Genomic DNA, 23,985 nt, shown 5'->3' with positions numbered 1-23,985 from the left:
CACACCGGGAGGCGAGGGGGCCACAAGCCGTTTCGCGAGTTCGGTCGCAAGGCTTTGCTCAGCACGGGCCAGAATGCGCGGCTTCTCATGCCGCTGCCGCCGATGCGCCTCCTCTTTGCCCTGTCCGCCCTGCTGCTGCCTACCTTTGCGCAGGCCTGGGGCAACCACACGCCCATGTGCTACCGCGCCTTCGAGCGCATGCCCGAGGTTGCGAACGTTGCGGTCGTGAAGGCCGAACCTCTCGTCGACTTCCTTCGCGACCAGGAAGTGGCCATCGCCGCTCGGCTCGACGCTCAGGAGGCTTTGCTGCGCGAGCGCCTGAAGGGGCATGCCCCCCGCCCCGACGCGCTGCGCTTTGTGGCCGATGCCAAACGCAGCGATGACGAGCGACGCGCCGCCTTCCTGCGCGCGCTGCGTTTGTCGCCCCAGGCCAGGTTGGCCCTCTATCTGCAGATCGACCCGCGCAACCCCGACGCCGGCCGCCCTGCACTGGATGTCGGCGTGGTCAGCGCCGCCACCCCGGGCAAGGGCGCGACCCAGCGCTTCGTGGCGCTGCAGCCCGGCGAGGCGGTGGCGCCGCTGGCGGTGCTTGCTTCGGCTTGCGATGAACCCGACTACGGCCACGACCTCAATCTCTTCGACGACAACCCGGGCAGCCCGGCCGACCCGGCTTACGGCTTCGGCAAGCAGCCTTTCGGGAACGCGGCCGTCGCGATCGGCTCGCAGGCGCCTTTCCACATGGGCTTCTTCCACCAGGGCGCCGTCTTCAACACGTTGGCGCCCAGCTTTGCGCGCACCTTCACCGAGTTGCGCGTGCAGCAGTACAGCGCATTGGCCGCGCTGGCCTGGCAGAGCGGCCATGCCTATTGGGGTTGGCGCTTTGCGGGCATGGCCCTGCACCACGTCGAGGACCTGACGCAGCCTTATCACTCCAGCGCTGCGCCGGGCGCGACGCTGGGCCACATGATGTGGGTCAATCTCAAGGCCCAGCTGGGCGCGCCGGCGGATCGCCAGGGATTGGTCGTGCTGCAAAGCAACCGCCATTTCGTGCTGGAGCAGTTCCAGACGCGCTGGATCATCGACAACGCGCAGCAGCGTCGCGATGGCCCGCTGGAGCTCGCGCTGCGCGACGCCACCCGCGATGGGCGCTACCCGGCCTGGGGTTTCGACTATGTGCGCGAGGTCGTCGCGGCCGAGGCGTTCAAGGCCGGGCCGGCGACGGATGCAGCCGTCGTGATCGGCGCGCCGGCGAAATTCGTCACTGACCCCAATTTGGACTTTGCTGCCAACGAAGCCCAGTTCGGCCCCGAGCTGGCGCGCGACCTGCAGGGTCAACGCGATGCCTTGCACCGGGCCATCGCTGAGCTGCTGGGCCATTTCGGCGCGCACAGCCGCAACGCACTGCGTGGGATGTTGAAGCAGGCCAGCGCGCCGCATTGATCTTCGCAAACCACGAAACGCCAGTCGTTTTCTGGCGCAGAATCTCGATCTTCACGAAGGCTATGCTGGAGTTGGACGATCAACATGCGCCACGACCTCACCACTCTCAATCTCGTGCTCGCCATCGAGCAGACCCGCTCGATCACGCGCGGCGCCGCCCAGGAACACCTGGCGCTGGCAGCCGCCAGCAAGCGCCTGTCTGATCTGGAAAGCCGCCTTGGCGTGCAGCTCTTTGAGCGGCGCGCGAGGGGGGTCGAACCTACCGAGGCCGGCCGCGCCTTGGTGCGCCATATCCGTTCGCTGCACGCATCCCTCTATGCACTCGAGACCGAGGTCATGGAGTTCTCGCGGGGCATCAAGGGCCATCTGCGCATCGCCGCCAACAGCAGTGCCATCACCGAGGCGCTGCCGCCGCATCTGGTGGGTTTCTCGCAGGCGCACAGCCAGATCCGCATCAGCCTGGAAGACCTGACCAGCGCCGAGGCCCAGGCCGCGGTGGCGGAAGGGCGTGCCGACATCGGTGTGTTCTCGCCGCCTCTGCTGGACAACCGGCTGCAGACGTGGACGTTTGCGCATGGTCGCCTCGCGGCGCTCGTGCCCTTGAAGCACCCGCTGGCCCAGCGCGAGGAAGTCACCTTCGACGACCTGCTGGCCTATGACCTCATCGGCCTGCATGCCGGCGCCAGCGCCCAGGAGCTGATGCGCGAGCAGGCGGCCGCACGCGGCAAGACGCTGAACGCGCGCTGGCAGGTGCGGGGCTTTGATGCCATCGCCCAGCTCGTCGAGGCAGGCCTGGGCGTGGCCGTGCTGCCCGAGCAACCAGCCGAACGCTTCACCCGCGTCTTCGGCGTGCGCTGCCTGCGCCTTGAAGAGCCCTGGGCCGAGCGCGAATATGTATTGGGTGTCCTGCGCCAGCAGCGTCTGCCCACTGTGGTGCAACGCTTCGTGGACACCCTGATTCCTCGAGAGAAGCAATGACTTCAAGAACCCTTTACGACAAGCTCTGGGACGAGCATGTCGTGCACACCGAGCCCGATGGCACGGCGCTGCTCTACATCGACCGGCACCTCGTCCATGAGGTGACCAGCCCGCAGGCCTTCGAAGGCCTGGACCTGGCCGGCCGCAAGGTCTGGCGCCTGAGCGCGAACCTCGCCGTCAGCGACCACAACGTGCCAACGACCGACCGCTCGCAAGGCATCGCAGATCCCATCTCCAAGCTGCAGGTCGACACGCTGGACGCCAACTGCGACCGCGTCGGCATCACGCAGTTCAAGATGAACGACAAGCGCCAGGGCATCGTGCACGTCATCGGCCCGGAGCAGGGTGCGACGCTGCCCGGCATGACCGTCGTCTGCGGCGACAGCCACACCTCCACCCACGGTGCCTTTGGCGCGCTGGCGCATGGCATTGGCACCAGCGAGGTCGAGCATGTGCTGGCCACGCAGACGCTGTCGGCCAAGAAGGCGAAGAACCTGCTCGTCAATGTCGAAGGGACTTTACCCAAGGGCTGCGGCGCCAAGGACATCGTGCTGGCCATCATCGGCAAGATCGGCACCGCCGGCGGAAACGGTTACACCATCGAGTTCGCGGGTTCGGCCATCCGCTCGCTGTCGATGGAAGGCCGCATGACGGTCTGCAACATGGCCATCGAGGCCGGTGCCCGCGCCGGGCTGATCGGTGTCGACGACACGACCATCAACTACGTCAAGGGCCGCCCGTTCTCGCCGCAAGGTGTCGAGTGGGAGCAGGCCGTCGCCTACTGGCGCACCCTGCATTCCGACCCGGGCGCCCACTTCGACAAGGTCGTCGAGATCGACGCCGCGCAGATCCGCCCGCAAGTGACCTGGGGCACCTCGCCCGAGATGGTGCTGGCCATCGACGACCGCGTGCCCGACCCCGACAAGGAAAAGGACGCCGTCAAGCGCGGCGCCATCGAGCGCGCGCTGACCTATATGGCCCTGGAACCCAACAAGGCCATCAGCGACATCCATGTCGATAAGGTCTTCATCGGCTCCTGCACCAACAGCCGCATCGAGGACATGCGCGAGGCTGCGGCCGTCGTGCGCCGTGTCGGTGGCCGGCTGGCCAAGAACATCAAGCTGGCCCTGGTTGTGCCGGGTTCCGGCCTCGTCAAGGCGCAAGCCGAAGCCGAAGGCCTGGACCAGGTCTTCAAGGCCGCCGGCTTCGAGTGGCGCGAGCCGGGCTGCTCCATGTGCCTGGCCATGAACGCCGACCGGCTGGAGCCGGGCGAGCGCTGCGCGTCCACCAGCAACCGCAACTTCGAAGGCCGTCAGGGCGCCGGCGGCCGTACCCATCTGGTCAGCCCGGCGATGGCTGCCGCAGCGGCGATGACCGGCCATTTCGTTGACGTTCGCACGCTGAGCTGACCATGGACAAGTTCACCATCCACAAGGGCCTCGTCGCGCCCATGGACCGCGACAACGTCGATACCGACGCGATCATCCCCAAGCAGTTCCTGAAGTCGATCAAGCGCAGCGGCTTCGGCCCCAACCTGTTCGACGAGTGGCGCTACCTGGACCACGGCGAGCCCGGCCAGGACCCGGCCAGCCGCAAGCCCAACCCCGACTTCGTGCTGAACCTGCCGCGCTATGCCGGCGCCAGCGTGCTGGTCGCGCGCAGCAACTTCGGCTGTGGTTCCAGCCGCGAGCACGCGCCCTGGGCGTTGCAGCAGTACGGCTTCCGCGCCATCCTGGCGCCGAGCTTCGCCGACATCTTCTTCAACAACTGCTTCAAGAACGGCCTGCTGCCCATCGTCCTGCCGGAAAGCGCCATCGTGCGCCTGTTCGACGAGGTCTATGCCTTCCCCGGCTACCAGCTGGTCGTCGACCTGCCGCGCCAGGTGGTGGTCAAGCCCGACGGTGCCGAGCTCCCGTTCGACATCGAGCCCTTCCGTAAGGAGTGCCTGATCGGCGGCCTGGATGAAATCGGCCTGACGCTGCAGCACACCGACAAGATCCGCGCCTACGAGGCTCAGCGCATTGCCGCCAAGCCCTGGCTGAACAACCGAGTGATTTGAGATGAAGAAGATTGCAGTACTGCCGGGCGACGGCATCGGCCCAGAAATCATGGCCGAGGCCGTCAAGGTGCTGAAGGCGCTGGACCTGCCTTTGCAGCTCGACTGGGCCGACGTCGGCGGCAAGGCCTACGAGACCAGCGGCCACCCGCTGCCGCCCGCCACGCTGAAGCTGGCCCAGGAAGCCGACGCCGTACTGTTCGGCGCCGTGGGCGACTGGATGTACGACAAGCTGGAGCGCTCGCTGCGCCCCGAGCAGGCCATCCTCGGCCTGCGCAAGGCCCTGGGCCTGTTCGCCAACTTTCGACCGGCCATCTGCTACGAGCAGCTCACGCACGCCTCGTCGCTGAAGCCTGAGCTGGTGGCGGGCCTCGACATCCTGCTGATTCGCGAACTGACCGGCGACATCTACTTCGGCCAGCCGCGCGGCCGCCGCACGGCCGTGGACGGCCACTTCCCCGGCGCCGACGAAGCCTTCGACACGATGCGCTACTCGCGTCCCGAGATCGAGCGCATCGCCCATGTTGCCTTCCAGGCCGCCCGCAAGCGTGGCAAGCGCCTGACCAGCGTCGACAAGGCGAATGTGCTGGAGACCTCGCAGTTCTGGAAGGACATCGTCATCGAAGTCCACGCCCAGTACCCCGACGTCGAGCTGGACCACATGTACGTGGACAACGCAGCCATGCAGCTCGTCAAGGCGCCGAAGAAGTTCGACGTCGTCGTGACCGGCAACATGTTCGGCGACATCCTGTCCGATGAAGCCGCGATGCTGACCGGGTCCATCGGCATGCTGCCGTCGGCCTCGTTGGACGCCAACAACAAGGGCCTCTACGAACCCAGCCACGGCAGCGCGCCGGACATCGCAGGCAAGGGCATCGCCAATCCTCTGGCTACAATCCTGTCCGCTGCCATGATGCTCAAGTTCTCCCTCAACCAAGCCGACGCTGCCGCTCGTATCGAGCAGGCCGTGCAATCGGTGCTGGCCCAGGGCTTGCGCACTGCCGACATCTGGTCCGAAGGCACCTCGAAGGTCACGACCATCGAGATGGGCGACGCAGTCGTCAAAGCCATTACGACCACGAAAACCATCAAGAGCTAAAGCTCCGTCTCGTCTCGCCCCACCAAACCCGGCGAACGAGCCGGGGCCCAAAGTGGATGGGGTTTGGTGAAGCAAAGGAATGATGATGACGACCTTGGTAGGCCTCGTAGGCTGGCGCGGCATGGTGGGCTCGGTGCTCATGGAGCGCATGACCACTGAACGCGATTTCGACCTGATCGAGCCGCTGTTCTTCTCGACGTCCAACGCCGGCGGCGCTGCCCCGGCCCAGGCCAAGAACGAGAAGTCGCTGCAGAACGCCTTCGACATCGAACAGCTCAAGCGCTGCGACATCATCATCACCGCCCAGGGCGGCGACTACACGACCGAGGTCTACCCCAAGCTGCGCGCCGCGGGCTGGACGGGCCACTGGATCGATGCCGCTTCCACGCTGCGCATGGCGGACGACGCCGTCATCATCCTGGACCCGGTCAACCGCCCCGTCATCGACCAGGCGCTGAGCAACGGCGGCAAGAACTGGATCGGCGGCAACTGCACCGTCAGCTGCATGCTGATGGGCGTGGGCGCGCTCTACAAGGCCGGCCTCGTTGAGTGGATGTCCACCCAGACCTACCAGGCCGCTTCCGGCGGCGGTGCCCAGCACATGCGCGAACTGCTGACCCAGTACGGCACGCTGAACGCGTCGGTCAGGTCGCTGCTGGACGACCCGAAGAGTGCCATCCTCGACATCGACCGCCTGTTGGCCGAGAAGCAGCGCACGCTGTCGCCCGACGAGGTGGCCAACTTTGGCGTGCCGCTGGGCGGCTCGCTGATTCCCTGGATCGACAAGGACCTCGGCAACGGCCAATCCAAGGAAGAGTGGAAGGGCATGGCCGAGACGAACAAGATCCTCGGCTCGGGCGCCATTCCCGTCGACGGCTTCTGCGTCCGCGTCGGCGCAATGCGCTGCCACAGCCAGGCCCTGACCTTCAAGCTGAAGAAGGACGTGCCCCTGGCCGACATCGAGGCCATGATCGCCGCCGACAACGCCTGGGTGAAGGTCGTGCCGAACACGCGCGAAGCCACCATCCGCGACCTGACGCCCGTGGCCGTCACTGGCACGATGACCATCCCCGTCGGCCGCCTGCGCAAGCTGGCCATGGGCCCCGAGTACCTGGGTGCCTTCACCATCGGTGACCAGCTGCTGTGGGGCGCCGCCGAGCCGCTGCGCCGCATGCTGCGCATCCTGCTCGAGCGTTGATAGACCGAACATGCCTTGCGCCCCGCGTGGCGCAAGGCATGATTTGCTTACGGTCTTTTACGGTTTGACCTAGGGTTCACCCGGGCGTCGATATTGGAACGAAGCGACACATCAGGTACCCCTTGAGCATTTCAGCGTATATGCTTGATGCCGTTGTGTTTTTTATTCCAGACTCGACACAGGCTATAACGTGCAGCCCAGCGTGCAGCCCAGCGTGCAAACCAGCGTGCAGACCAGGCTCGTGCTGCGCGTTCTGAAGATCGAGACAGGCGGGGCTTTGTGCCCCGCCTTGTTGCTTTGGGGAATGCCTTGAAAGATTACATCCGCGACGCATTCGAGGGAGTTCGACCCATGGGATTTGCTCGCCATCATCTGGCGCTTGCTGCTGCGCTGCTCGTAGCCGGCGGTGGTGCGCAAGCGCTTGGCCTGGGCAAGCTGAATGTGCAGTCGGCCCTGGGCGAGACCATGCGCGCCGAGATCGACGTCACCAGCCTGACACCCGAGGAGGCGTCGACGCTGAAGGTGCGCGTCGCACCCCCCGAGTCCTACCGCGCCACTGGCGTGGAATACAACCCGGTGCTGACGTCGACCCAGGTTCAGATCGTGCGCAGCAACGGCCGCACCCTGCTGCGCGTCAGCAGTGATCGCTCGGTCCAGGAGCCGTTTGTCGACGTCATCCTCGAATTGAGCTGGTCCAGTGGCCGCCTGGTGCGCGAATACACGCTGCTGTTCGACCCGCCAAGCCTGCCCAAGCCCGCGCCGATCATCACGGCACCGCCGGCCGTGGCCGCCGCGCCTGCGCCGGCCACCGCTGCGTCGAGCGAGGCTGTTCCCGCACCGGCGCCGGCTGTGACTTCAGCCTTGCCGCGCAACGGTTCCGCATCGGCGCCAGCGCCGGTGGCAGCGGCCCGCCCGCCTGCTGCCGCACCCGCTCCCGTTCGACCACCGGCCACGGCGGCCTCCGAGTACGCCGTGCGCCCTGGCGACTCGCTGTCCAAGATTGCCACGCGCACCCAGGTCAGCGGCATCTCGCTGGACCAGATGCTGGTCGGCCTGTTCCGAAACAATCCCGACGCCTTCATCGACGGCAACATGAACCTGCTGAAGTCGGGTGCCGTGTTGCAGGTCCCGACCAGCGACTCGCTGGCCGCGGTGCCCGCGCCCGAAGCGCGTCGTGTCATCCTGGCCCAGAGCGCCGATTTCTCGGCCTACCGCCAGCGCCTGGCCTCCGCCGCGCCGACGCTGCAAAACAGCGGGAGCGAGCGCCAGTCCAAAGGACAGGTGCAGGCCGCCGTCGAGGACCGCAAGCCCGCCGCTGCGCCGACGCCCGACAAGCTCACCCTCAGCAAGGCTGGCAGCACCGCCGCCAGCGCCGCCGAGGCCAAGCTGTCCAAGGACACCGAGAAGAAGGACGCCGCCGCCCGCGTAGCCGAGCTGACCCGCAATGTCGAGGAGCTGAAAAAGCTATCCAGTGCGGCCAAGCCAGCGGCGCCGGCGCCCACCACAGCGTCTGCGCCCGCGCCCGCAACGCCGGTGCTGCCCGCGCCGGTCGTGGCGACTGCCGAGCCCGCATCCGCTGCTGCCTCGACGCCGGTTGCGGCTGCGGCGAGTGCGGCCGCGTCCCGTCCTGCGCCGCGCGCCAGTGCACCGCTGGCACCGCCGCCCGCTGCAGAGCCACCGGGCTTCATTGAGCAACTGATCGACAGCCCCATCGTGCTGCCGCTGGCCGGCATGCTCGTCGCCGTGCTGGGTGTATTGGGCTTGCTCCGACTGCGCTCGCGCCGCCCGGCTCATGCAGCCGAGACCGGCTTCCACGAAAGCCGCCTGCAGCCCGATTCCTTCTTCGGCGGCACCGGCGGCCAGCGCGTCGACACGCGCGATGCGCAGAACAGCGGCCAGTCGTCGATGAGCTATTCGCTCAGCCAGCTCGACGCGATTGGTGACGTCGATCCGGTTGCGGAAGCCGACGTCTACCTGGCCTATGGCCGCGACCTGCAGGCCGAGGAAATCCTCAAGGAAGCCCTGCGCGCCAACCCCACGCGCCTGGCCATCCGCCTGAAGCTGCTGGAGGTCTACGCCAAGCGCCGTGACACCAAGGGCTTCGAGCAACTGGCCGTGCAGCTTTACGCCGAGACCAAGGGTTCGGGCGAGGACTGGGGCAAGGCTCAGGAGCTGGGGCGCGGCATCGACCCGGACAACCCGCTCTATCAGCCCGGCGGCGCGCCTGCTCATGTCGAGGATGGCCCCGAGCTCCGCCCCGAGCCGATGAATGCCAGCACGCTGCCCCAGACGGCGTTGCCCAGCGGTGCATCAGCCGCTGCTGCGGCGGCTGCGGCTCATATGGCGACCGATGCGTTGCGCGGCGGTCCCGACACCGGTCCGGTCAGCGGCTTCGACCTGGCGCTTGATCTGGATCTGGATGCACCCGAGCCGGTTTCGCCGAATGCCATGGCGGCTACCCAGGCCTTGCCTGCTTCGATCGAGCAGGCGCCGATGACGATGGACTTCGACATCTCCAGCCGCGGCACCCGCACGGCGCCGCCCGCGCCGGATTTGAACTTTGATCTCAGCAGCATGGGTGGCCTGGCACCTTCACCCGCGCTTCCGGCATCTGCCTCCACCGACCTGGACTTCGACTTCGGCGAGCCCACGCAGCCCGGCGAGACGAATCCCGAGGTGCTGGGGTCGGCTCTCGAAGGGCTGAGTGATGACGAAGGCGACCCGCTGCTGCGTCAGCTCGAGCTGGCCGACGAATTCCGTCAGATCGGTGACACCGAAGGCGCCCGCGAAGTGCTCCAGGAGCTGATCCAGCGTGCCAGCGGCCCGTTGCGTGACAAGGCGCAGGCCATGCTGAACGAGCTGCGCTAAGGCTCAGCCGCGATACTTCAACGCCCGGCTTGCCGGGCGTTTTTACTTGGAGCCCATGAGAGTCGCACTAGGAGTCAGCTACCGCGGTGGCGGCTACAACGGCTGGCAGAGCCAGCCGGACGGCCGCACTGTGCAGGATGCGCTTGAAAAAGGCCTGTCCGCGTTCGCTGCACAGCCCATCCGCACGGTCTGCGCCGGCCGCACTGATGCGGGCGTGCATGGCATCAACCAGGTCATCCATTTCGACACCGAGGTCGAGCGCGAGCTGTTTTCCTGGGTGCGCGGCAGCAACCGCTATCTGCCGCCCGACATCGCCATCCAGTGGTGCCGCTTTCCGGGCGACACCTTTCACGCCCGCAATTCCGCGCGAGGGCGGCGCTACGCCTATCTGCTTCTGGAATCCGCCGTGCGGCCGGCCATCGAATCCGGGCAGTGTGGCTGGGTGTTCCGCCCGCTCGATCAGGCCGCCCTCGAAGCCGCTGCCGAACGCCTCATTGGCGAACACGACTTCTCGTCCTTCCGTTCGTCCGAATGCCAGGCCGCATCGCCGGTGAAGACGCTGCGCGAGATCCGTGTGCAGCGGCGCGGCGCCTACTGGCGCTTCGAATTCGAGGCCAGCGCCTTCCTGCATCACATGGTGCGCAACCTGATGGGCTGCATCCTTGCCGTCGGCAGCGGTACTCGCTCGGCGGATTGGGTGTCGGACGTGCTCGCCGCGCGGGACCGCAAGGTGGCGGCTCCGACCTTTGCTCCTGACGGCCTCTACTTCCTCGGCCCGACCTACGATGCGGAACTCGACATCCCGCGCGAGGTCGCGGCACTGAACTGGCTCCCATGACACGAATCAAGATCTGCGGCCTGACCCGTGAAGCCGACGTGGAGGCGGCCGTCGAAGCCGGCGCCGACGCCATCGGCTTCGTCTTCTACGCCAAGAGCCCGCGCGCCGTGACGGCGGAGCGGGCGAGGGCGCTTGCCAAGCTGCTACCGCCCTTCGTCACGCCGGTCGGCCTGTTCGTCAACGCGACCGACGCCGAGTTTCAAGCGGGCTTCGATGCGCTGCCCAACATGCTCGTCCAGTTCCATGGCGACGAGACGTCCGCCGACTGCGACCGCGTGAAGCGACCCTATCTGCGCGCTGCCCGCATGGCGCCCGGGGTCGATTTGCTAGACTTCGCAACTCAATTTCCCAACGCCCAGGCCCTGCTGCTCGACGCTCATGTCGATGGCTACGGCGGTGGCGGCAAGGTCTTCGATTGGTCACTCATTCCTCCAAGCGTCAGCTCTCGCCTCGTTTTGTCTGGTGGGTTGAATGCAGCAAACGTCGCCGATGGCATCAGGCAGGTGCGGCCCTGGGCCGTTGATGTGAGTTCCGGCGTCGAGGTGTCCAAGGGCATCAAGAGCGCCGACCTGATCCATGAGTTCTGCCGCGCGGTTCGTCTTGCTGATGACGGCGTCGATGCAGAACTGACCTGACAGAGGAAAGCCATGTTCCCCTACGACCAGCCCGACGCGACCGGGCATTTCCGCCATGCGGGCACCGCCACCTTTGGCGGCAGCTTCGTCTCCGAAACCCTCGTCCATGCGCTGGACCAGCTCAAGGACGCCTACGCGCACTACCGCGACGATCCCGAGTTCATTGCCGAGTACAAGAAGGAGCTCAAGCACTTCGTCGGTCGCCCGAGCCCCATCTATCACGCCGACCGCCTGAGCCGCGAGCTCGGCGGCGCGCAGGTCTACCTGAAGCGCGAGGACCTCAACCACACCGGCGCACACAAGATCAACAACGTCATCGGGCAGGCCCTGCTCGCCAAGCGCATGGGCAAGCCGCGCGTCATCGCCGAGACCGGCGCCGGCCAGCACGGCGTGGCCACGGCGACCATCTGCGCGCGCTACGGCCTGGAGTGCGTCGTCTACATGGGCAGCGAGGACGTCAAGCGCCAGTCGCCCAATGTCTATCGCATGAAGCTGCTCGGCGCGACCGTCGTGCCGGTGGAGAGCGGCAGCAAGACGCTCAAGGACGCCCTCAACGAAGCGATGCGCGACTGGGTCACCAACGTCGAGAACACCTTCTACATCATCGGCACAGTCGCCGGCCCGCACCCCTATCCGATGATGGTGCGTGACTTCCAGCGCGTCATCGGCCTGGAGTGCCTGGAGCAGATGCCCGAGCTGGCCGGCCGCCAGCCGGACGCCGTCATCGCCTGCGTGGGCGGTGGCTCCAACGCCATCGGCATCTTCCACCCCTACATCCCGCACGAGAACGTTCGCCTGATCGGCGTCGAGGCCGAAGGGCAGGGCATCGCCAGCGGCAAGCATGCCGCGACGCTGACCGCCGGCAGCCCCGGCGTGCTGCACGGCAACCGCACCTACCTGCTGCAGGACGAGGACGGCCAGATCATCGAGACGCACTCCATCTCGGCCGGCCTGGACTATCCCGGTGTCGGCCCCGAGCACGCCCATCTGAAGGACATCGGCCGCGCCGAGTACGTCGGCGTCACCGATGCCGAGGCACTGTCGGCCTTCCACCGGCTGTGCCGCACCGAAGGCATCATCCCGGCACTGGAATCCAGCCACGCCGTTGCGCACGCCATCAAGCTCGCCCCGACGCTCGGCCAGGACAAGGTGCTGCTGGTCAATCTCAGCGGCCGAGGCGACAAGGACATCGGCACCGTGGCCGACCTGTCCGGCGCCGCCTATTTCGACCGGCCTTCGCAAGCGGGCGAAAAGGTCAAGGGAGGTGCGCAATGAGCCGCATCGCCACCACCTTCGACCAGCTCAAGGCCGACGGCCGTAAGGCGCTGATCCCCTTCGTCACAGCCGGTGATCCCTACCCGAGCGCGACCGTCGACCTGCTGCTGGCCATGGCCGAGGCCGGCGCTGACGTCATTGAACTGGGCGTGCCGTTCTCCGACCCGATGGCCGACGGCCCCGTCATCCAGCGCGCCGGTGAACGGGCCTTGAAGAACGGCATCGGCTTGCGCAAGGTGCTTGGCTTCGTGCGCGAGTTCCGTGCCCGCAACAACAAGACACCGCTGGTGCTGATGGGCTACGCCAACCCGGTCGAACGCTATGGCCTGGACGCCTTCGTGGCCGATGCCAAGGACGCCGGCGTGGACGGCGTGTTGATCGTCGACTACCCGCCCGAGGAATGCGAGGAGTTCGCTGCCAAGCTCCGCGCGGCCGACATGGATGCGATCTTCCTGCTCGCGCCCACGTCCACCGAGGCGCGCATGGCCCAGGTCGGCAAGCTCGCCAGCGGCTATGTCTATTACGTCTCGCTCAAGGGCGTAACCGGCGCCGGCCACCTGAACACAGCGGCCGTGGCCGAGGCCGTGCCGCGCATCCGCCAGCATGTCAGCGTGCCGGTGGGCGTCGGTTTTGGCATCCGCGATGGCGCGACGGCACGGGCGGTTGCCGACGTTTCCGACGCGGTCGTCATCGGCTCCAAGCTGGTCGAATTGCTGGAGCGCCAGCCAGCCGATAATGTCGCCCTGACCGGCGCGGCGTTCATCCAAGACATCCGTGCCGCACTCGACAAGAGGAACTGACATGAGTTGGATCGACAAACTGCTCCCGCCCAAGATCCAGCAGGGCGACCTCGCCGACCGGCGCACGGTGCCTGAGGGCCTGTGGATCAAGTGCCCTAGCTGCGAGACGGTGCTCTACAAGACCGACCTCGAGCAGAACATCAACGTCTGCCCCAAGTGCTCTCACCACCACCGCATCGGCGCCCGTGCGCGCCTGGACGCCTTCCTCGATGGTGAAGGGCGCTACGAGATCGGCCAGGAAGTGCTGCCGGTCGACGCGCTGAAGTTCAAGGACAGCAAGAAGTACCCCGACCGCCTGAAGGAAGCGCTGGAAAACACCGGCGAGACCGACGCGCTGATCGTCATGGGCGGCGCCATCATGAGCGTGCCGGTCGTGACCGCCTGCTTCGAGTTCGACTTCATGGGCGGCTCCATGGGTTCGGTGGTCGGCGAGCGCTTCGTGCGCGGCGTCGAGACCGCCATCGAGCAGAAGACGCCCTTCATCTGCTTCACCGCCACCGGCGGCGCGCGCATGCAGGAAGGCCTGCTCTCCTTGATGCAGATGGCGAAGACCAACGCCTCGTTGACCCGCCTGGCCAAGGCCAAGTTGCCCTATATCAGCGTGCTGACCGACCCGACCATGGGCGGTGTTTCGGCCAGCTTCGCCTTCGTTGGCGACATCGTGCTGGCCGAGCCCAAGGCGCTGATCGGCTTCGCCGGCCCCCGCGTCATCGAGAACACCGTGCGCGAGAAGCTGCCCGCCGGCTTCCAGCGCGCCGAGTTCCTGATGGAGAAGGGCGCCATCGACATGATCGTGGACCGCCGCCAGCTGCGCGAAACCATCGCTCGCCAGCTTGCCATGCTGCAACGCCAGAGCGCGGACGCCGTCGCCTGAACGCCGTTCGCAGAGTTCCAAGCCAGGCTCCGCGCCTGGCTTTTGTTTTTTAGTGATCTGCCATGACGCTTGAAGACTGGCTCGCCCATTGCGAGCGCCTGCACCCCAAGACCATCGACATGACGCTGGACCGCGTCGCGACCGTTCGCGAGCAGTTGGGCATCGCCTTCGACTGCCCGACCATCGTCGTCGCCGGCACCAACGGCAAGGGTTCGACCTGCGCGATGCTGGAGTCCATCGCGCTGCACGCCGGCTACCGCGTCGGCCTCTACATCAAGCCGCATCTCGTGCACTTCCAGGAGCGCTGCCGCGTCGGTGGTGCTCCGGTGGCGGCCGAGTCGCTGGAGCCGCACTTCGAGGCCGTCGAAGCCGCGCGTGGCGACATCACGCTGACCTATTTTGAGTTCACGACGCTGGCCATCATGCGCCGCCTGCAGCATGAGCCGCTGGACCTCGTCATCCTCGAGGTTGGCCTGGGCGGTCGGCTGGACGCTGTCAATGTCATCGATTCCGACTGCGCCGTCATCACCAGCATCGACCTTGACCACACCGAGTTTCTGGGCCCTGATCGTGAAAGCGTGGGCCGAGAGAAGGCCGGCATCATGCGCACAGGCCGCCCCGTCGTCGTCAGTGATCCGGTGCCGCCGGCCTCGCTGGCGGAGCGGGCCCTGGAGATCGGCGCGGATCTGCGCCAGCTGGGCCGCGACTTCACCTTCAGCGGTGACCGCACGCAATGGCAATGGGCCGGTCGCAACAAGCGCTTCTCCGGCATGGCTTACCCGGCGCTGCGCGGCGTCAACCAGTTGCTGAACGCTTCCGGCGTGCTCGCCGCCTTCGAGGCGCTGACGGATCGCCTGCCCATCAGCGCCCAGGCCGTGCGCACCGGCCTGGCCCTGGTCGAATTGCCCGGTCGCTTCCAGGTACTGGCCGGCCAACCGGCAGTGGTGCTGGACGTGGCCCACAACCCGCACGCCGTCGCGGCGCTGGCCCAGAACCTCGACCAGATGGGCTTTTTCCCGCGCACACACGCCGTTTTCGGCGCGATGGCGGACAAGGACCTGGCCGGCATCCTGGCCAGGATCGCACCGCTGGTGGACGTCTGGCATTTCACCGACCTGGCCATTCCCCGCGCCGCCAAGGCCGAGCAGCTCGAAGCGGCCTTTCTCGCCGCCGGGCTGAAGACGCCGCCCGATGTCGCGACGCACACCCATGCCAACCCCCTGGACGCCTTGCATGCGGCGGCGGCTGGGGCGACCACGGCCGATAGAATCCTCGTCTTCGGTTCCTTCTACACCGTGGGCGGGGTGCTTCAACAGGGCCTGCCGCGCGTGACGGCCGGTGCTACCGCACCCCAGCCTCCCACCCTCCACTGACGCCAGACGCCGCCGATGGGCCTGTTTTCCTTTCTCAAGCGCGATGACACCGCCGCCGCGGCGCCGCCCAAAAAGTCGGCCAAGTCCGGCGCCAAGGCGGCCGACGACGTGCAGTTGCTGCGCATCCGCGCTCGTCGCCGTCTCATCGGCGCGGCCGTGCTGGTGGCGGCCGGTGTGGTCGGCTTCCCACTGATCTTCGAAACCCAGCCACGGCCGATCCCCGTCGACCTGCCCATCGACATCCCGCGCAAGGACACCGCGCCGCCGCTGGCCGTGCCGACGCGCGAACCGCTGGCCCAGGCCGATACGGCCGCCGTGCCCGAAATCACGCCGTCGCCCGCCGTGGCCCCTGCTGTCGTGCCTGCGGAAGCCAAGCCGGCTGAAAAGTCTGCTGAGAAGCCACAGGTCAGACTTGCCGAAAAGCCTGCTGAAAAACCCGCCGAGAAGGCTGCAGAGAAACCCAAGGCCCACGCCAATGACGGCGCACGCGCCCAGGCCCTGCTGGAGGGCAAGGAGTCATCGGCCAGCACGCCTGCTGCTTCCGCCGCGCGCTTCATCGTGCAGGTAGGCGCCTACGGCGAGAACAAGACCGCACAGGACGTGCGCAGCAAGGTCGAGAAGCTCGGCCTCAAGACCTATGCCCAAGCCGTGGACACGGCCGATGGACGCCGCGTGCGCGTGCGCCTGGGTCCGTTTGCCAGCCGCGACGAGGCCGAGCGCGCCGCGTCCAAGCTCAAGGGCGCGGGCCTGCCCGGCGCCATCCTGACGCTGTAGACCGCCATGGATGTCGCGCTCAGCTGGGTCGACCTCGCGTTCGCGGCCGTGCTGCTGATCTCGATCGGCATCGGCCTGTGGCGTGGCCTGATCTTCGAGGTCATGTCACTCGCCGGCTGGGTGGTCGCCTATTTCGCCGCATCGCCGCTTGCGCCTGTTGTCGAGGATCTGCTGCCGGCCTCCATGACCAGCAAATTCGGCCCCGCCGCACTGCATGTCGTCGCGCTGGCAATCGCCTTCTTCTTCGTGCTGCTCGTCTGGAGCCTGGCCTCGCGCCTGGTCAAGACCCTGATCCACGCCACGCCGCTGTCGGTGGTGGACCGCCTCGGCGGCGCCGGCTTCGGCGCGCTGCGCGGCGTTTTCATCGCGCTGCTGCTGGTGCTCATCATTGGCGCATCTCCGCTGGCCGAGTCCTCCACCTGGCGGGCTTCGCGTGCCGCGCCGGTGCTGACCGGCGTGCTGCAGGAGGCCGCGCCGTTGCTGCCCGAACCGGTTGCCCGTTTTATTTCCCGCTCGATGACCTCATCTGAAGCGGACGCTACTGATTAAGGACCCTCGCCATGTGCGGCATCGTCGGCGCTCTCGCTGCCTCTCCCGTCAACCAGCTCCTGTATGACGCGCTGCTGCTGCTGCAGCACCGCGGCCAGGACGCCGCCGGCATCGTCACCATGCAGGGCAACAAGTGCTTCATGCACAAGGCGCGCGGCATGGTGCGTGACGTCTTCCGCACCCGCAATATGCGCGCGCTGCCGGGCAGCATCGGCCTCGGCCAGGTGCGCTACCCGACGGCGGGCAATGCCTATAGCGAGGAAGAGGCCCAGCCCTTCTACGTGAATGCGCCGTTCGGCATCGTGCTGGTGCACAACGGCAACCTGACGAACGCCCATGCGTTGAAGGACGAGCTCTTCGACATCGACCGCCGCCACATCAACACTGAGAGCGACACCGAGGTGCTGATCAATGTGCTGGCCCACGAGCTGGAGTTGGCCGCGCGCGATTTGCCGTTGACGCCCAAGGAGATCTTCTCCGCCGTGCGCGCGGTGCAAAAGCGTATCAAGGGCAGTTATGCCGTCATCGCGCTGATCGCCGGCCAGGGCCTGCTGGCTTTCCGCGACCCCTTCGGTATCCGCCCGCTGTGCTTCGGCCGCTCGGCTAACGGCGAGGTCATGGTCGCCAGCGAAAGCGTCGCGTTGGAAGGTACCGGCCATCAGCTGGAGCGCGACGTGGCGCCCGGCGAGGCTCTCTTCATCGACATGACCGGCAAGCTGCACACCGAGCAGTGCAATGACAGCCCGACGTTGAACCCCTGTATGTTCGAGTTCGTCTACCTGGCTCGCCCGGACTCGGTGATGGACGGCATCTCCGTCTACCAGGCGCGGCTGAACATGGGCGAGACCCTGGCCCAGCGGGTCATCTCCACGATGCCGCCCAACGAGATCGACGTCGTCATCCCGATTCCGGAAAGCAGCCGCCCCTCGGCCATGCAACTGGCCCACCGCATCGGCAAGCCCTATCGCGAGGGCTTCGTGAAGAACCGCTATGTCGGCCGCACCTTCATCATGCCGGGGCAGGGCGCGCGCAAGAAGTCGGTGCGCCAGAAGCTCAATGCCATCGGTGTCGAGTTCAAGGACCGGAATGTGCTGCTGGTGGACGACTCCATCGTGCGTGGCACCACGTCCAAGGAAATCGTGCAGATGGCCCGCGAGGCCGGTGCGCGCAAGGTCTACCTGGCCTCCGCCGCGCCGCCGGTGCGCTATCCCAATGTCTACGGCATCGACATGCCGACGACCGAGGAGCTGATCGCACACAACCGCTCCATCGAAGAGATCCGCGCATACATCGGCGCCGATGCGCTGATCTACCAGGACGTGGATGCAATGAAGCGCGTTGTTGCCGCGCTGCGTCCGGGCCTTGCCGGTTTCGAGGCGAGCTGTTTCGATGGCCACTACGTGACCGGCGACGTCAGCCTGGAAGACTTCGCCACATTGCGTGCGCAGCGAACCAGTCAGCCCAGCGAGGAAGAGGCCGACGCGCGCGGCCGCCTGGCGCTGCAAGGCGGCAGTGAGCAGTAGGCTGACGGCATGAGCGACCCCGCTCGCCGCACGCTGCCGGAGGGCCTGCGCCCGGAGACCCTGGCTGTGCGCTCGGCGCTCGCGCCCAGCCAGTATGGCGAGAACTCCGAGGCCCTGTTCCTGACGACGGCCTACGTCCAGCCCGACGCCGAGACATCGGCGCGCAAGTTCTCCAACTCCGAGGACTTCACCTACTCACGCACCAGCAACCCGACCGTGCGCAGCCTCGAAGCGCGCCTGGCCGCGCTGGAGGGCACCGAGGGGGCGATCGCGACGTCCACCGGCATGAGCGCCATCCTGCTGCTCGGCATGGGCGTGCTGAAGGCCGGCGATCACGTCGTCTGCTCGCGCTCGGTGTTCGGCTCGACCATCAACCTGTTTGCCAAAGAATTCGCCAAGTTCGGCGTTGAGACCAGCTTTGTCTCCCAGACCGACCTGGCCGAGTGGCGGGCGGCCGTCAAGCCAACGACGAAGCTGCTCTTTGCCGAGACGCCAACCAACCCGTTGACCGAGGTCTGCGACATCCGGGCCTTGGCCCATATCGCACACGCTGGCGGCGCCATCCTGGCCGTCGACAACACCTATTCGACGCCGGCCTTGCAGCGCCCGGCCGAGCTGGGTGCCGACATCGTCATGCATTCGGCGACCAAGTACATGGATGGTCAGGGCCGCGTGATGGCCGGCGCGCTGTGCGGCCCCAACAGACTCATCCGCGATGTCTTCGGCCCCGTGCTGCGCACGGTGGGCATGACGCTGGCGCCTTTCAACGCCTGGGTCGTGCTCAAGGGCTTGGAGACGCTGTCGCTGCGCATGAAGGCCCAGAGCGAGCAGGCCCTGGTCGTTGCGCGCTGGCTGGAGGCGCAGCCGGAGGTGGACCGCGTCTACTACCCTTCGCTCGCCTCCCATCCGCAGCATGACCTGGCCATGCGCCAGCAGAGCGGGCAGGGCGGTGCAGTGCTGTCCTTCGACCTGCGCGCCGACACGACCGAAGCCGCACGCGCTGCGGCTTTCCACGTCATCGACAGCACCCGCGTGCTGTCCATCGCCACTAATCTCGGCGATACGAAATCCATCATCACTCACCCGGCGACGACCTCGCACGGCCGCCTGACCGAGGACCAGCGTCAAGCCGCCGGCATTGGTCAGGGCCTGATCCGCCTCGCCATCGGCCTCGAGCATGTCGACGACATCACCGACGATCTGCTGCGCGGCCTTTCCACTTTGAAAATCCGATGAGCTCCACTTTCGACAAGGTCCGCACGCGCATCGCGCCGTCGCCGACCGGCTTCCTGCACCTGGGCACGGCCCGCACCGCCCTTTATTCCTGGGCCTATGCCCGCCACCATGGCGGTGACTTCGTGCTGCGCATCGAGGATACGGACGTGGCCCGCTCCACCCAGGACTCGGTCGACCAGATCATTGCAGCGATGAACTGGCTCGGCCTGAGCTATGACGAAGGTCCGATCTACCAGATGCAGCGTCTGGACCGCTATCAAGCCGTCGTCGAGCAGCTGATCAGTGAGGGCAAGGCCTACCGCTGCTACACCACGCCCGAAGAGCTCGACGCGATGAAGGAGGCTCAGCAGGCCCGCGGCGAGAAAAAGCTCTACGACCGCCGCTGGCGCCCCGAGCCGGGCAAGGTGCTGCCCGCCCCGCCGGAGGGTGTGAAGCCCGTCATCCGCTTCGCCAACCCCATTGACGGCGACGTGACCTGGGGCGACCTGGTCAAGGGGCCGATCACGATCAACAACCGCGAGATCGACGACCTCATCATCGTGCGCACCGACGGTGTGCCGACCTACAACTTCGCCGTTGTTGTCGACGATTGGGACATGCGCATCAGCCATGTTTTCCGCGGTGACGAGCACATCAACAACACGCCCTGGCAGATCAACATCTTCAACGCGCTGGGTGCAGCGTTGCCGCAGTTCGGCCATCTTCCGATCATCCTGGGCGATGACGGCCAGAAGCTGTCCAAGCGCCGCGGCGCCGTCAGCGTGACGGCCTATGCCGACGGTGGTTATCTGCCCGAGGCCATGCTGAACTACCTCGCCCGCCTGGGCTGGAGCCATGGCGACGATGAGTTGTTCACGGCCGAGCAGATGGTGGCCTGGTTCGATGGCTCCCACCTGTCCAAGAGCCCAGCGCAGTGGGACCCAGCCAAGCTGGACTGGGTCAACGGCCACTATCTGAAGCAGATCGACGAGGGCCGGCTGGCTGATCTTGTCGTCATGCAACTCAAGGCCAAGGGTATTCAAGCCACGGCGGAGCAGGCCCAGCCCAAGATCGGTCTGTTCAAGGATCGCTGCGCGACGGCCGCCGCGCTGGCCGAATGGCTGGCCATGTATTTCGCGCCCGTCGCGCCATCTGCCGAGGATCTTGCGGCTCACATCACCGATGCGGTGCGTCCGGCACTGGCTGTGTTGGCGGAGCGACTTTCGGCCATCGCCGAATGGAACAAGGCCGGCATCCAGCAGGCCTTGAAGGAAACCCTTGCAGCCACCGGACTGAAGATGCCGCAGTTGGCCGTGCCGGTCCGCGTGCTGGTGTGCGGGCGTTCCCAGACACCGAGTCTGGACGCCGTGCTTGAGCACTTCGACAAGAAAAAAGTCCTTGAACGCTTGCAATCCATTTGAATTTCGTCATATACTCTTGGTCTCGCTTGAACAGCGCTGTTAACGAAGAGACTGGCAACAGTCAACTCGAAAACACGGGGGTATAGCTCAGCTGGGAGAGCGCTTGCATGGCATGCAAGAGGTCAGCGGTTCGATCCCGCTTACCTCCACCAAAAAGGCCTTGGCTTATTGGATGGCGCGCGGTTCAAGTTGCGAAGGTTTCGTCCCCTTCGTCTAGAGGCCTAGGACACCACCCTTTCACGGTGATTACAGGGGTTCGAATCCCCTAGGGGACGCCAAGTTTGATGAGCTTGGATATTGTCGAAAGACGGTATCGAATTCATCCCACGCGGAGTGGTAGTTCAGTTGGTTAGAATACCGGCCTGTCACGCCGGGGGGGTATCGAATTCATCCCACGCGGAGTGGTAGTTCAGTTGGTTAGAATACCGGCCTGTCACGCCGGGGGTCGCGGGTTCGAGCCCCGTCCACTCCGCCAAGGATTCCATCGGGTCCACCCGATAAAAGAACGGCCAATTTATTGGCCGTTTGCTTTTTGCGACCGGTTTATACCGGGGGTATAGCTCAGCTGGGAGAGCGCTTGCATGGCATGCAAGAGGTCAGCGGTTCGATCCCGCTTACCTCCACCAAATACTCTTGTGGTTTTTGTGTGGCACGTGGTTTGTTTAAAAAGTTCTGTCCCCTTCGTCTAGAGGCCTAGGACACCACCCTTTCACGGTGATTACAGGGGTTCGAATCCCCTAGGGGACGCCAATATTGGCAATCTCGTCGTATGATGGGAATGCGATTGGCAATCCCGTCGCAAGACGGGCAAGTTTGATGAGCTTGGATATTGTCGAAAGACGGTATCGAATTCATCCCACGCGGAGTGGTAGTTCAGTTGGTTAGAATACCGGCCTGTCACGCCGGNAGTTTGATGAGCTTGGATATTGTCGAAAGACGGTATCGAATTCATCCCACGCGGAGTGGTAGTTCAGTTGGTTAGAATACCGGCCTGTCACGCCGGGGGTCGCGGGTTCGAGCCCCGTCCACTCCGCCAAAAATAGCGACGCCCCGAAACCGTGAGGTTTCGGGGCGTTTTGTTTTCCGCTCAGGAAACGAGGCCGCGCGCCGGAGCAGGCGCAGTGCCGGCGTCGTCATTCCCGCCGGTGCCATGAATCTGTGAGTTGCTCGGGGCCGGGCGCTGCTCGGTCGGCGCGGAACGTGGGGCTTCGACAGGCCCGCGCTTGCCACTGACAACGAGGCGGGCGAGCTTGACAACTTCACTGGCCTTCGCCGGCATGCCGCCGATAAGCAATCCGAGCGTCAAGCTCAAGCACCACCATCCCTTTTTCACTCTTGGCATCTCCGGCTCCAGCCTTGCGGTTAGCAAGGTGCGGACTGAAGTGTTGAACAAGGCCGGACCGCGAGCCAGTGCCGCGCGACGAACTGCGCTTTCCGGGGGCTGAACTGCGACCCCATGTCGATCAATCACCAGGTCCGAAAAGCAAAACGGGCCCTGAGGGCCCGTTCATACTTTGGCGGAGAGGGCGGGATTCGAACCCGCGGTGGGGATAAACCCACACACGCTTTCCAGGCGTGCGACTTAAACCGCTCATCCACCTCTCCTGCAAGCCCACGATCATAACCTATCGCGCGGCACTGCAAGGAGCATTTGGTCAGTTGGTGTTTCGCCAGTCCAGTGCGCCCCGCCAGTCGAGTTGGTGGACGATGTTGTTGAGGTGCAGCATGCGGCGCGAACGCGCCAGCTCATGCCCGTGGCCGTCAATCAGCGCGACGTTGCACAAGATGTTCATCGGATCGAACAGCGCCACGACGTCCGGCTGGATCTCTGTCCACTCCCATGCAATCTGGATGGCTTCGCCATCGGCCAGTGCGGCCCACACTTCCTGGCCACATCGCAGCCCGGAACGTGCATCGTGCACTCTGACACTGCTTCCGATTTGACGCAGGTCGTCTGTCACTTTTTCAAACTCGTTTACAGTCTTGACGACCGTCTCGCAGGCCATCAGTTGCCAAGCTGCCATCTGCATTCGGATCTCCCCGTCATTTGGATGTCGTGCAGTTTGCGTTCGTCGAGGCCGCGCTGCGCCTACCAACCCTAGTAGCGCATGAGCCTCCAGCGGTACGAACAAGTCAGTCAAGCGGCAGATCTCACGTCTTTCCGACAGGGGCTGATCGACTTCGCCAATGACTTGGATTTCGGCTTGGTCTCGGGCGTCTTGGCCATTGAGCGGCGCAGTCCCGGAGCAAAGACGGAATATTTTTCCATAGGCAATACGCCTGCGGAATTCCTTGCAGCGCAGATCGACCCCGGCAACGCCAAGCGTGACCCCGTGCATCGCCATGTCATGAGCAATGCCGCCCCGCTGATCTACGATCAGAGCCTCTATGTGAAGGCCCAGGCGGGTGATCTTTGGGAAATGCAGGCGCCGTTCGGGTATAGAACAGGCTTGGCCGTAAGCGTGCATATGCCAGGCTATCGACGCTTCCTGCTAGGTGTGGACCGGCACCAAAACTTGCCCAGCGATCCAATCAAGCTCAACCGAATGATGGCGGACCTGCAACTACTGGCCGTGCACGCCCAGGATGCTGCTGATCGCCTCTTGGTCCCGACGACCAAGCCTAATCTTCCAGCGCGTCAGCTCGAGATATTGAAGCTCACCATGGAAGGTAAGAGTGCCTGGGTCGTCGGTAGCTTGCTAGGTATCAGCGAGAACACGGTGAACTACCACATGAAGCAGCTGTTCAAGGCGTTGGATGTCTCGACCAAGCACCAGGCGGTGCTCAAGGCCATGGAGCTCGGGCTGATCTGATGCGGCCAGCCCTACCAGGGTTTGTAGTTCCCTGAGCACCGTCCAACCGACAAACTGCGTGCCATCTCAACACCGATCTACGGATGGCTTAAATGAAAAACGTGTCGCTCTGGGACGTGCTCGCCGAACTGCTGGGTTTGCCCTACACCGGTGGCTGAGCAACTGATCTCGGCGGTTCGTTAGGAAAAGCGACACCTCCATCGCTTTCGTTCGGCGCCCCCCGAACGTCTTGCGCCCGCGACCGCCCTGATAGGGC

21 protein-coding genes and 8 tRNA genes are annotated in these 23,985 nt (G+C 65.5%); 26 read left to right on the top strand and 3 right to left on the bottom strand.

The window, feature by feature from the left end; translation table 11 throughout:
- Positions 1-87: 87 nt before the first annotated feature.
- From ASC95_RS31225 to ASC95_RS21225, 25 genes are all read left to right on the top strand, one after another.
- Complete coding sequence (locus ASC95_RS31225) at positions 88-1,440, top strand: hypothetical protein (RefSeq protein ID WP_057299712.1); 1,353 nt, start codon at positions 88-90, stop codon at positions 1,438-1,440.
- Between the two features lie 84 nt (positions 1,441-1,524).
- Complete coding sequence (locus ASC95_RS21340; RefSeq protein ID WP_056196636.1) at positions 1,525-2,418, top strand: LysR family transcriptional regulator; 894 nt, start codon at positions 1,525-1,527, stop codon at positions 2,416-2,418.
- Positions 2,415-3,827, top strand: coding sequence for a 3-isopropylmalate dehydratase large subunit (gene leuC, locus ASC95_RS21335; protein WP_057299711.1), 1,413 nt, complete (start codon positions 2,415-2,417; stop codon positions 3,825-3,827). Before ASC95_RS21340 ends, leuC begins: the two co-directional genes overlap by 4 nt.
- 2 nt (positions 3,828-3,829) lie before the next feature.
- Positions 3,830-4,477, top strand: a complete 648-nt coding sequence (gene leuD, locus ASC95_RS21330; protein WP_057299710.1) for a 3-isopropylmalate dehydratase small subunit — start codon at positions 3,830-3,832, stop codon at positions 4,475-4,477.
- A 1-nt stretch (position 4,478) separates the two neighbouring features.
- Positions 4,479-5,573: a 3-isopropylmalate dehydrogenase gene (leuB, locus tag ASC95_RS21325; RefSeq protein WP_057299709.1), complete on the top strand. Its 1,095-nt coding sequence runs from the start codon at positions 4,479-4,481 to the stop codon at positions 5,571-5,573.
- Between the two features lie 85 nt (positions 5,574-5,658).
- Positions 5,659-6,771: an aspartate-semialdehyde dehydrogenase gene (gene asd / locus ASC95_RS21320; protein ID WP_057300454.1), complete on the top strand. Its 1,113-nt coding sequence runs from the start codon at positions 5,659-5,661 to the stop codon at positions 6,769-6,771.
- 351 nt (positions 6,772-7,122) lie between these two features.
- The gene (locus ASC95_RS21315) at positions 7,123-9,639 is read left to right on the top strand and encodes a FimV/HubP family polar landmark protein (RefSeq protein ID WP_082567991.1); all 2,517 of its coding nucleotides are present in this window, start codon (positions 7,123-7,125) and stop codon (positions 9,637-9,639) included.
- Positions 9,640-9,694: 55 nt separating this feature from the next.
- On the top strand, positions 9,695-10,477 hold the full coding sequence (gene truA, locus ASC95_RS21310; RefSeq protein ID WP_057299708.1) for a tRNA pseudouridine(38-40) synthase TruA: 783 nt from the start codon (positions 9,695-9,697) through the stop codon (positions 10,475-10,477).
- A complete protein-coding gene (locus tag ASC95_RS21305) occupies positions 10,474-11,112 on the top strand; it encodes a phosphoribosylanthranilate isomerase (protein WP_057299707.1) in 639 nt (212 codons plus the stop codon). Before truA ends, ASC95_RS21305 begins: the two co-directional genes overlap by 4 nt.
- Before the next feature lie 12 nt (positions 11,113-11,124).
- Complete coding sequence (gene trpB, locus ASC95_RS21300; protein WP_057299706.1) at positions 11,125-12,387, top strand: tryptophan synthase subunit beta; 1,263 nt, start codon at positions 11,125-11,127, stop codon at positions 12,385-12,387.
- Positions 12,384-13,187 carry a tryptophan synthase subunit alpha gene (trpA, locus tag ASC95_RS21295; RefSeq protein WP_057299705.1) on the top strand — a complete coding sequence of 268 codons (804 nt, stop codon included), beginning with the start codon at positions 12,384-12,386 and terminating at the stop codon, positions 13,185-13,187. The genes trpB and trpA overlap by 4 nt, the downstream gene beginning before the upstream one ends.
- 1 nt (position 13,188) lies before the next feature.
- Positions 13,189-14,061 (top strand): acetyl-CoA carboxylase, carboxyltransferase subunit beta, encoded by an 873-nt coding sequence (gene accD / locus ASC95_RS21290; RefSeq protein WP_056196658.1) that lies wholly within the window; start codon positions 13,189-13,191, stop codon positions 14,059-14,061.
- Between the two features lie 62 nt (positions 14,062-14,123).
- Positions 14,124-15,434, top strand: coding sequence for a bifunctional tetrahydrofolate synthase/dihydrofolate synthase (gene folC / locus ASC95_RS21285; RefSeq protein WP_057299704.1), 1,311 nt, complete (start codon positions 14,124-14,126; stop codon positions 15,432-15,434).
- A 15-nt stretch (positions 15,435-15,449) separates the two neighbouring features.
- Complete coding sequence (locus tag ASC95_RS21280) at positions 15,450-16,208, top strand: SPOR domain-containing protein (protein WP_057299703.1); 759 nt, start codon at positions 15,450-15,452, stop codon at positions 16,206-16,208.
- Between the two features lie 6 nt (positions 16,209-16,214).
- Complete coding sequence (locus ASC95_RS21275) at positions 16,215-16,757, top strand: CvpA family protein (RefSeq protein WP_057299702.1); 543 nt, start codon at positions 16,215-16,217, stop codon at positions 16,755-16,757.
- Positions 16,758-16,768: 11 nt separating this feature from the next.
- Positions 16,769-18,280: an amidophosphoribosyltransferase gene (purF, locus tag ASC95_RS21270; RefSeq protein WP_057299701.1), complete on the top strand. Its 1,512-nt coding sequence runs from the start codon at positions 16,769-16,771 to the stop codon at positions 18,278-18,280.
- A 9-nt stretch (positions 18,281-18,289) separates the two neighbouring features.
- On the top strand, positions 18,290-19,516 hold the full coding sequence (locus tag ASC95_RS21265; RefSeq protein ID WP_057299700.1) for an O-succinylhomoserine sulfhydrylase: 1,227 nt from the start codon (positions 18,290-18,292) through the stop codon (positions 19,514-19,516).
- Complete coding sequence (gltX, locus tag ASC95_RS21260; RefSeq protein WP_057299699.1) at positions 19,513-20,916, top strand: glutamate--tRNA ligase; 1,404 nt, start codon at positions 19,513-19,515, stop codon at positions 20,914-20,916. The genes ASC95_RS21265 and gltX overlap by 4 nt, the downstream gene beginning before the upstream one ends.
- A 76-nt stretch (positions 20,917-20,992) precedes the next feature.
- A tRNA-Ala gene (locus ASC95_RS21255) sits at positions 20,993-21,068 on the top strand.
- Positions 21,069-21,118: 50 nt separating this feature from the next.
- Positions 21,119-21,194, top strand: a tRNA-Glu gene (locus tag ASC95_RS21250).
- Positions 21,195-21,314: 120 nt separating this feature from the next.
- Positions 21,315-21,391: transfer RNA gene (locus tag ASC95_RS21240), tRNA-Asp, on the top strand.
- Between the two features lie 75 nt (positions 21,392-21,466).
- Positions 21,467-21,542, top strand: a tRNA-Ala gene (locus ASC95_RS21235).
- Positions 21,543-21,590: 48 nt separating this feature from the next.
- Positions 21,591-21,666 (top strand) — tRNA-Glu (locus ASC95_RS21230).
- 112 nt (positions 21,667-21,778) lie between these two features.
- Positions 21,779-21,877, top strand: a tRNA-Asp gene (locus tag ASC95_RS30880).
- Positions 21,876-21,952: transfer RNA gene (locus tag ASC95_RS21225), tRNA-Asp, on the top strand. Before ASC95_RS30880 ends, ASC95_RS21225 begins: the two co-directional genes overlap by 2 nt.
- A 51-nt stretch (positions 21,953-22,003) precedes the next feature.
- On the opposite strand, the gene ASC95_RS30875 is transcribed toward ASC95_RS21225, so the two are convergent.
- From ASC95_RS30875 to ASC95_RS21215, 3 genes are all read right to left on the bottom strand, one after another.
- Positions 22,004-22,228 (bottom strand): hypothetical protein, encoded by a 225-nt coding sequence (locus tag ASC95_RS30875; protein WP_157256440.1) that lies wholly within the window; start codon positions 22,226-22,228, stop codon positions 22,004-22,006.
- Positions 22,229-22,431: 203 nt separating this feature from the next.
- A tRNA-Ser gene (locus ASC95_RS21220) sits at positions 22,432-22,521 on the bottom strand.
- A 50-nt stretch (positions 22,522-22,571) separates the two neighbouring features.
- Positions 22,572-22,946 (bottom strand): hypothetical protein, encoded by a 375-nt coding sequence (locus ASC95_RS21215; protein WP_057299698.1) that lies wholly within the window; start codon positions 22,944-22,946, stop codon positions 22,572-22,574.
- A gap of 78 nt (positions 22,947-23,024) precedes the next feature.
- On the opposite strand from ASC95_RS21215, the gene ASC95_RS21210 reads away from it, so the two are divergent.
- Positions 23,025-23,729: an autoinducer binding domain-containing protein gene (locus ASC95_RS21210; protein ID WP_057299697.1), complete on the top strand. Its 705-nt coding sequence runs from the start codon at positions 23,025-23,027 to the stop codon at positions 23,727-23,729.
- Positions 23,730-23,985 lie beyond the last annotated feature (256 nt).

This window comes from Pelomonas sp. Root1217 (genome assembly GCF_001425705.1).
Taxonomy (GTDB): domain Bacteria; phylum Pseudomonadota; class Gammaproteobacteria; order Burkholderiales; family Burkholderiaceae_C; genus Pelomonas.
This window is presented reverse-complemented; position numbering and strand designations above follow the sequence as displayed.

What these genes read in the sequence shown, in the direction of transcription:
- ASC95_RS31225 (WP_057299712.1), top strand. Translation starts at nt 88, where the DNA reads ATGCCGCTGCCGCCGATGCGCCTCCTCTTTGCCCTGTCCGCCCTGCTG.
- truA (WP_057299708.1), top strand. Translation starts at nt 9,695, where the DNA reads ATGAGAGTCGCACTAGGAGTCAGCTACCGCGGTGGCGGCTACAACGGC.
- ASC95_RS21265 (WP_057299700.1), top strand. Translation starts at nt 18,290, where the DNA reads ATGAGCGACCCCGCTCGCCGCACGCTGCCGGAGGGCCTGCGCCCGGAG.
- leuD (WP_057299710.1), top strand. Translation starts at nt 3,830, where the DNA reads ATGGACAAGTTCACCATCCACAAGGGCCTCGTCGCGCCCATGGACCGC.
- ASC95_RS21305 (WP_057299707.1), top strand. Translation starts at nt 10,474, where the DNA reads ATGACACGAATCAAGATCTGCGGCCTGACCCGTGAAGCCGACGTGGAG.
- asd (WP_057300454.1), top strand. Translation starts at nt 5,659, where the DNA reads ATGACGACCTTGGTAGGCCTCGTAGGCTGGCGCGGCATGGTGGGCTCG.
- ASC95_RS21315 (WP_082567991.1), top strand. Translation starts at nt 7,123, where the DNA reads ATGGGATTTGCTCGCCATCATCTGGCGCTTGCTGCTGCGCTGCTCGTA.
- purF (WP_057299701.1), top strand. Translation starts at nt 16,769, where the DNA reads ATGTGCGGCATCGTCGGCGCTCTCGCTGCCTCTCCCGTCAACCAGCTC.
- accD (WP_056196658.1), top strand. Translation starts at nt 13,189, where the DNA reads ATGAGTTGGATCGACAAACTGCTCCCGCCCAAGATCCAGCAGGGCGAC.
- ASC95_RS21210 (WP_057299697.1), top strand. Translation starts at nt 23,025, where the DNA reads ATGAGCCTCCAGCGGTACGAACAAGTCAGTCAAGCGGCAGATCTCACG.
- trpA (WP_057299705.1), top strand. Translation starts at nt 12,384, where the DNA reads ATGAGCCGCATCGCCACCACCTTCGACCAGCTCAAGGCCGACGGCCGT.
- leuB (WP_057299709.1), top strand. Translation starts at nt 4,479, where the DNA reads ATGAAGAAGATTGCAGTACTGCCGGGCGACGGCATCGGCCCAGAAATC.
- ASC95_RS21215 (WP_057299698.1), bottom strand. Translation starts at nt 22,946, where the DNA reads ATGCAGATGGCAGCTTGGCAACTGATGGCCTGCGAGACGGTCGTCAAG.
- ASC95_RS21340 (WP_056196636.1), top strand. Translation starts at nt 1,525, where the DNA reads ATGCGCCACGACCTCACCACTCTCAATCTCGTGCTCGCCATCGAGCAG.
- folC (WP_057299704.1), top strand. Translation starts at nt 14,124, where the DNA reads ATGACGCTTGAAGACTGGCTCGCCCATTGCGAGCGCCTGCACCCCAAG.
- ASC95_RS21275 (WP_057299702.1), top strand. Translation starts at nt 16,215, where the DNA reads ATGGATGTCGCGCTCAGCTGGGTCGACCTCGCGTTCGCGGCCGTGCTG.
- trpB (WP_057299706.1), top strand. Translation starts at nt 11,125, where the DNA reads ATGTTCCCCTACGACCAGCCCGACGCGACCGGGCATTTCCGCCATGCG.
- ASC95_RS21280 (WP_057299703.1), top strand. Translation starts at nt 15,450, where the DNA reads ATGGGCCTGTTTTCCTTTCTCAAGCGCGATGACACCGCCGCCGCGGCG.
- leuC (WP_057299711.1), top strand. Translation starts at nt 2,415, where the DNA reads ATGACTTCAAGAACCCTTTACGACAAGCTCTGGGACGAGCATGTCGTG.
- gltX (WP_057299699.1), top strand. Translation starts at nt 19,513, where the DNA reads ATGAGCTCCACTTTCGACAAGGTCCGCACGCGCATCGCGCCGTCGCCG.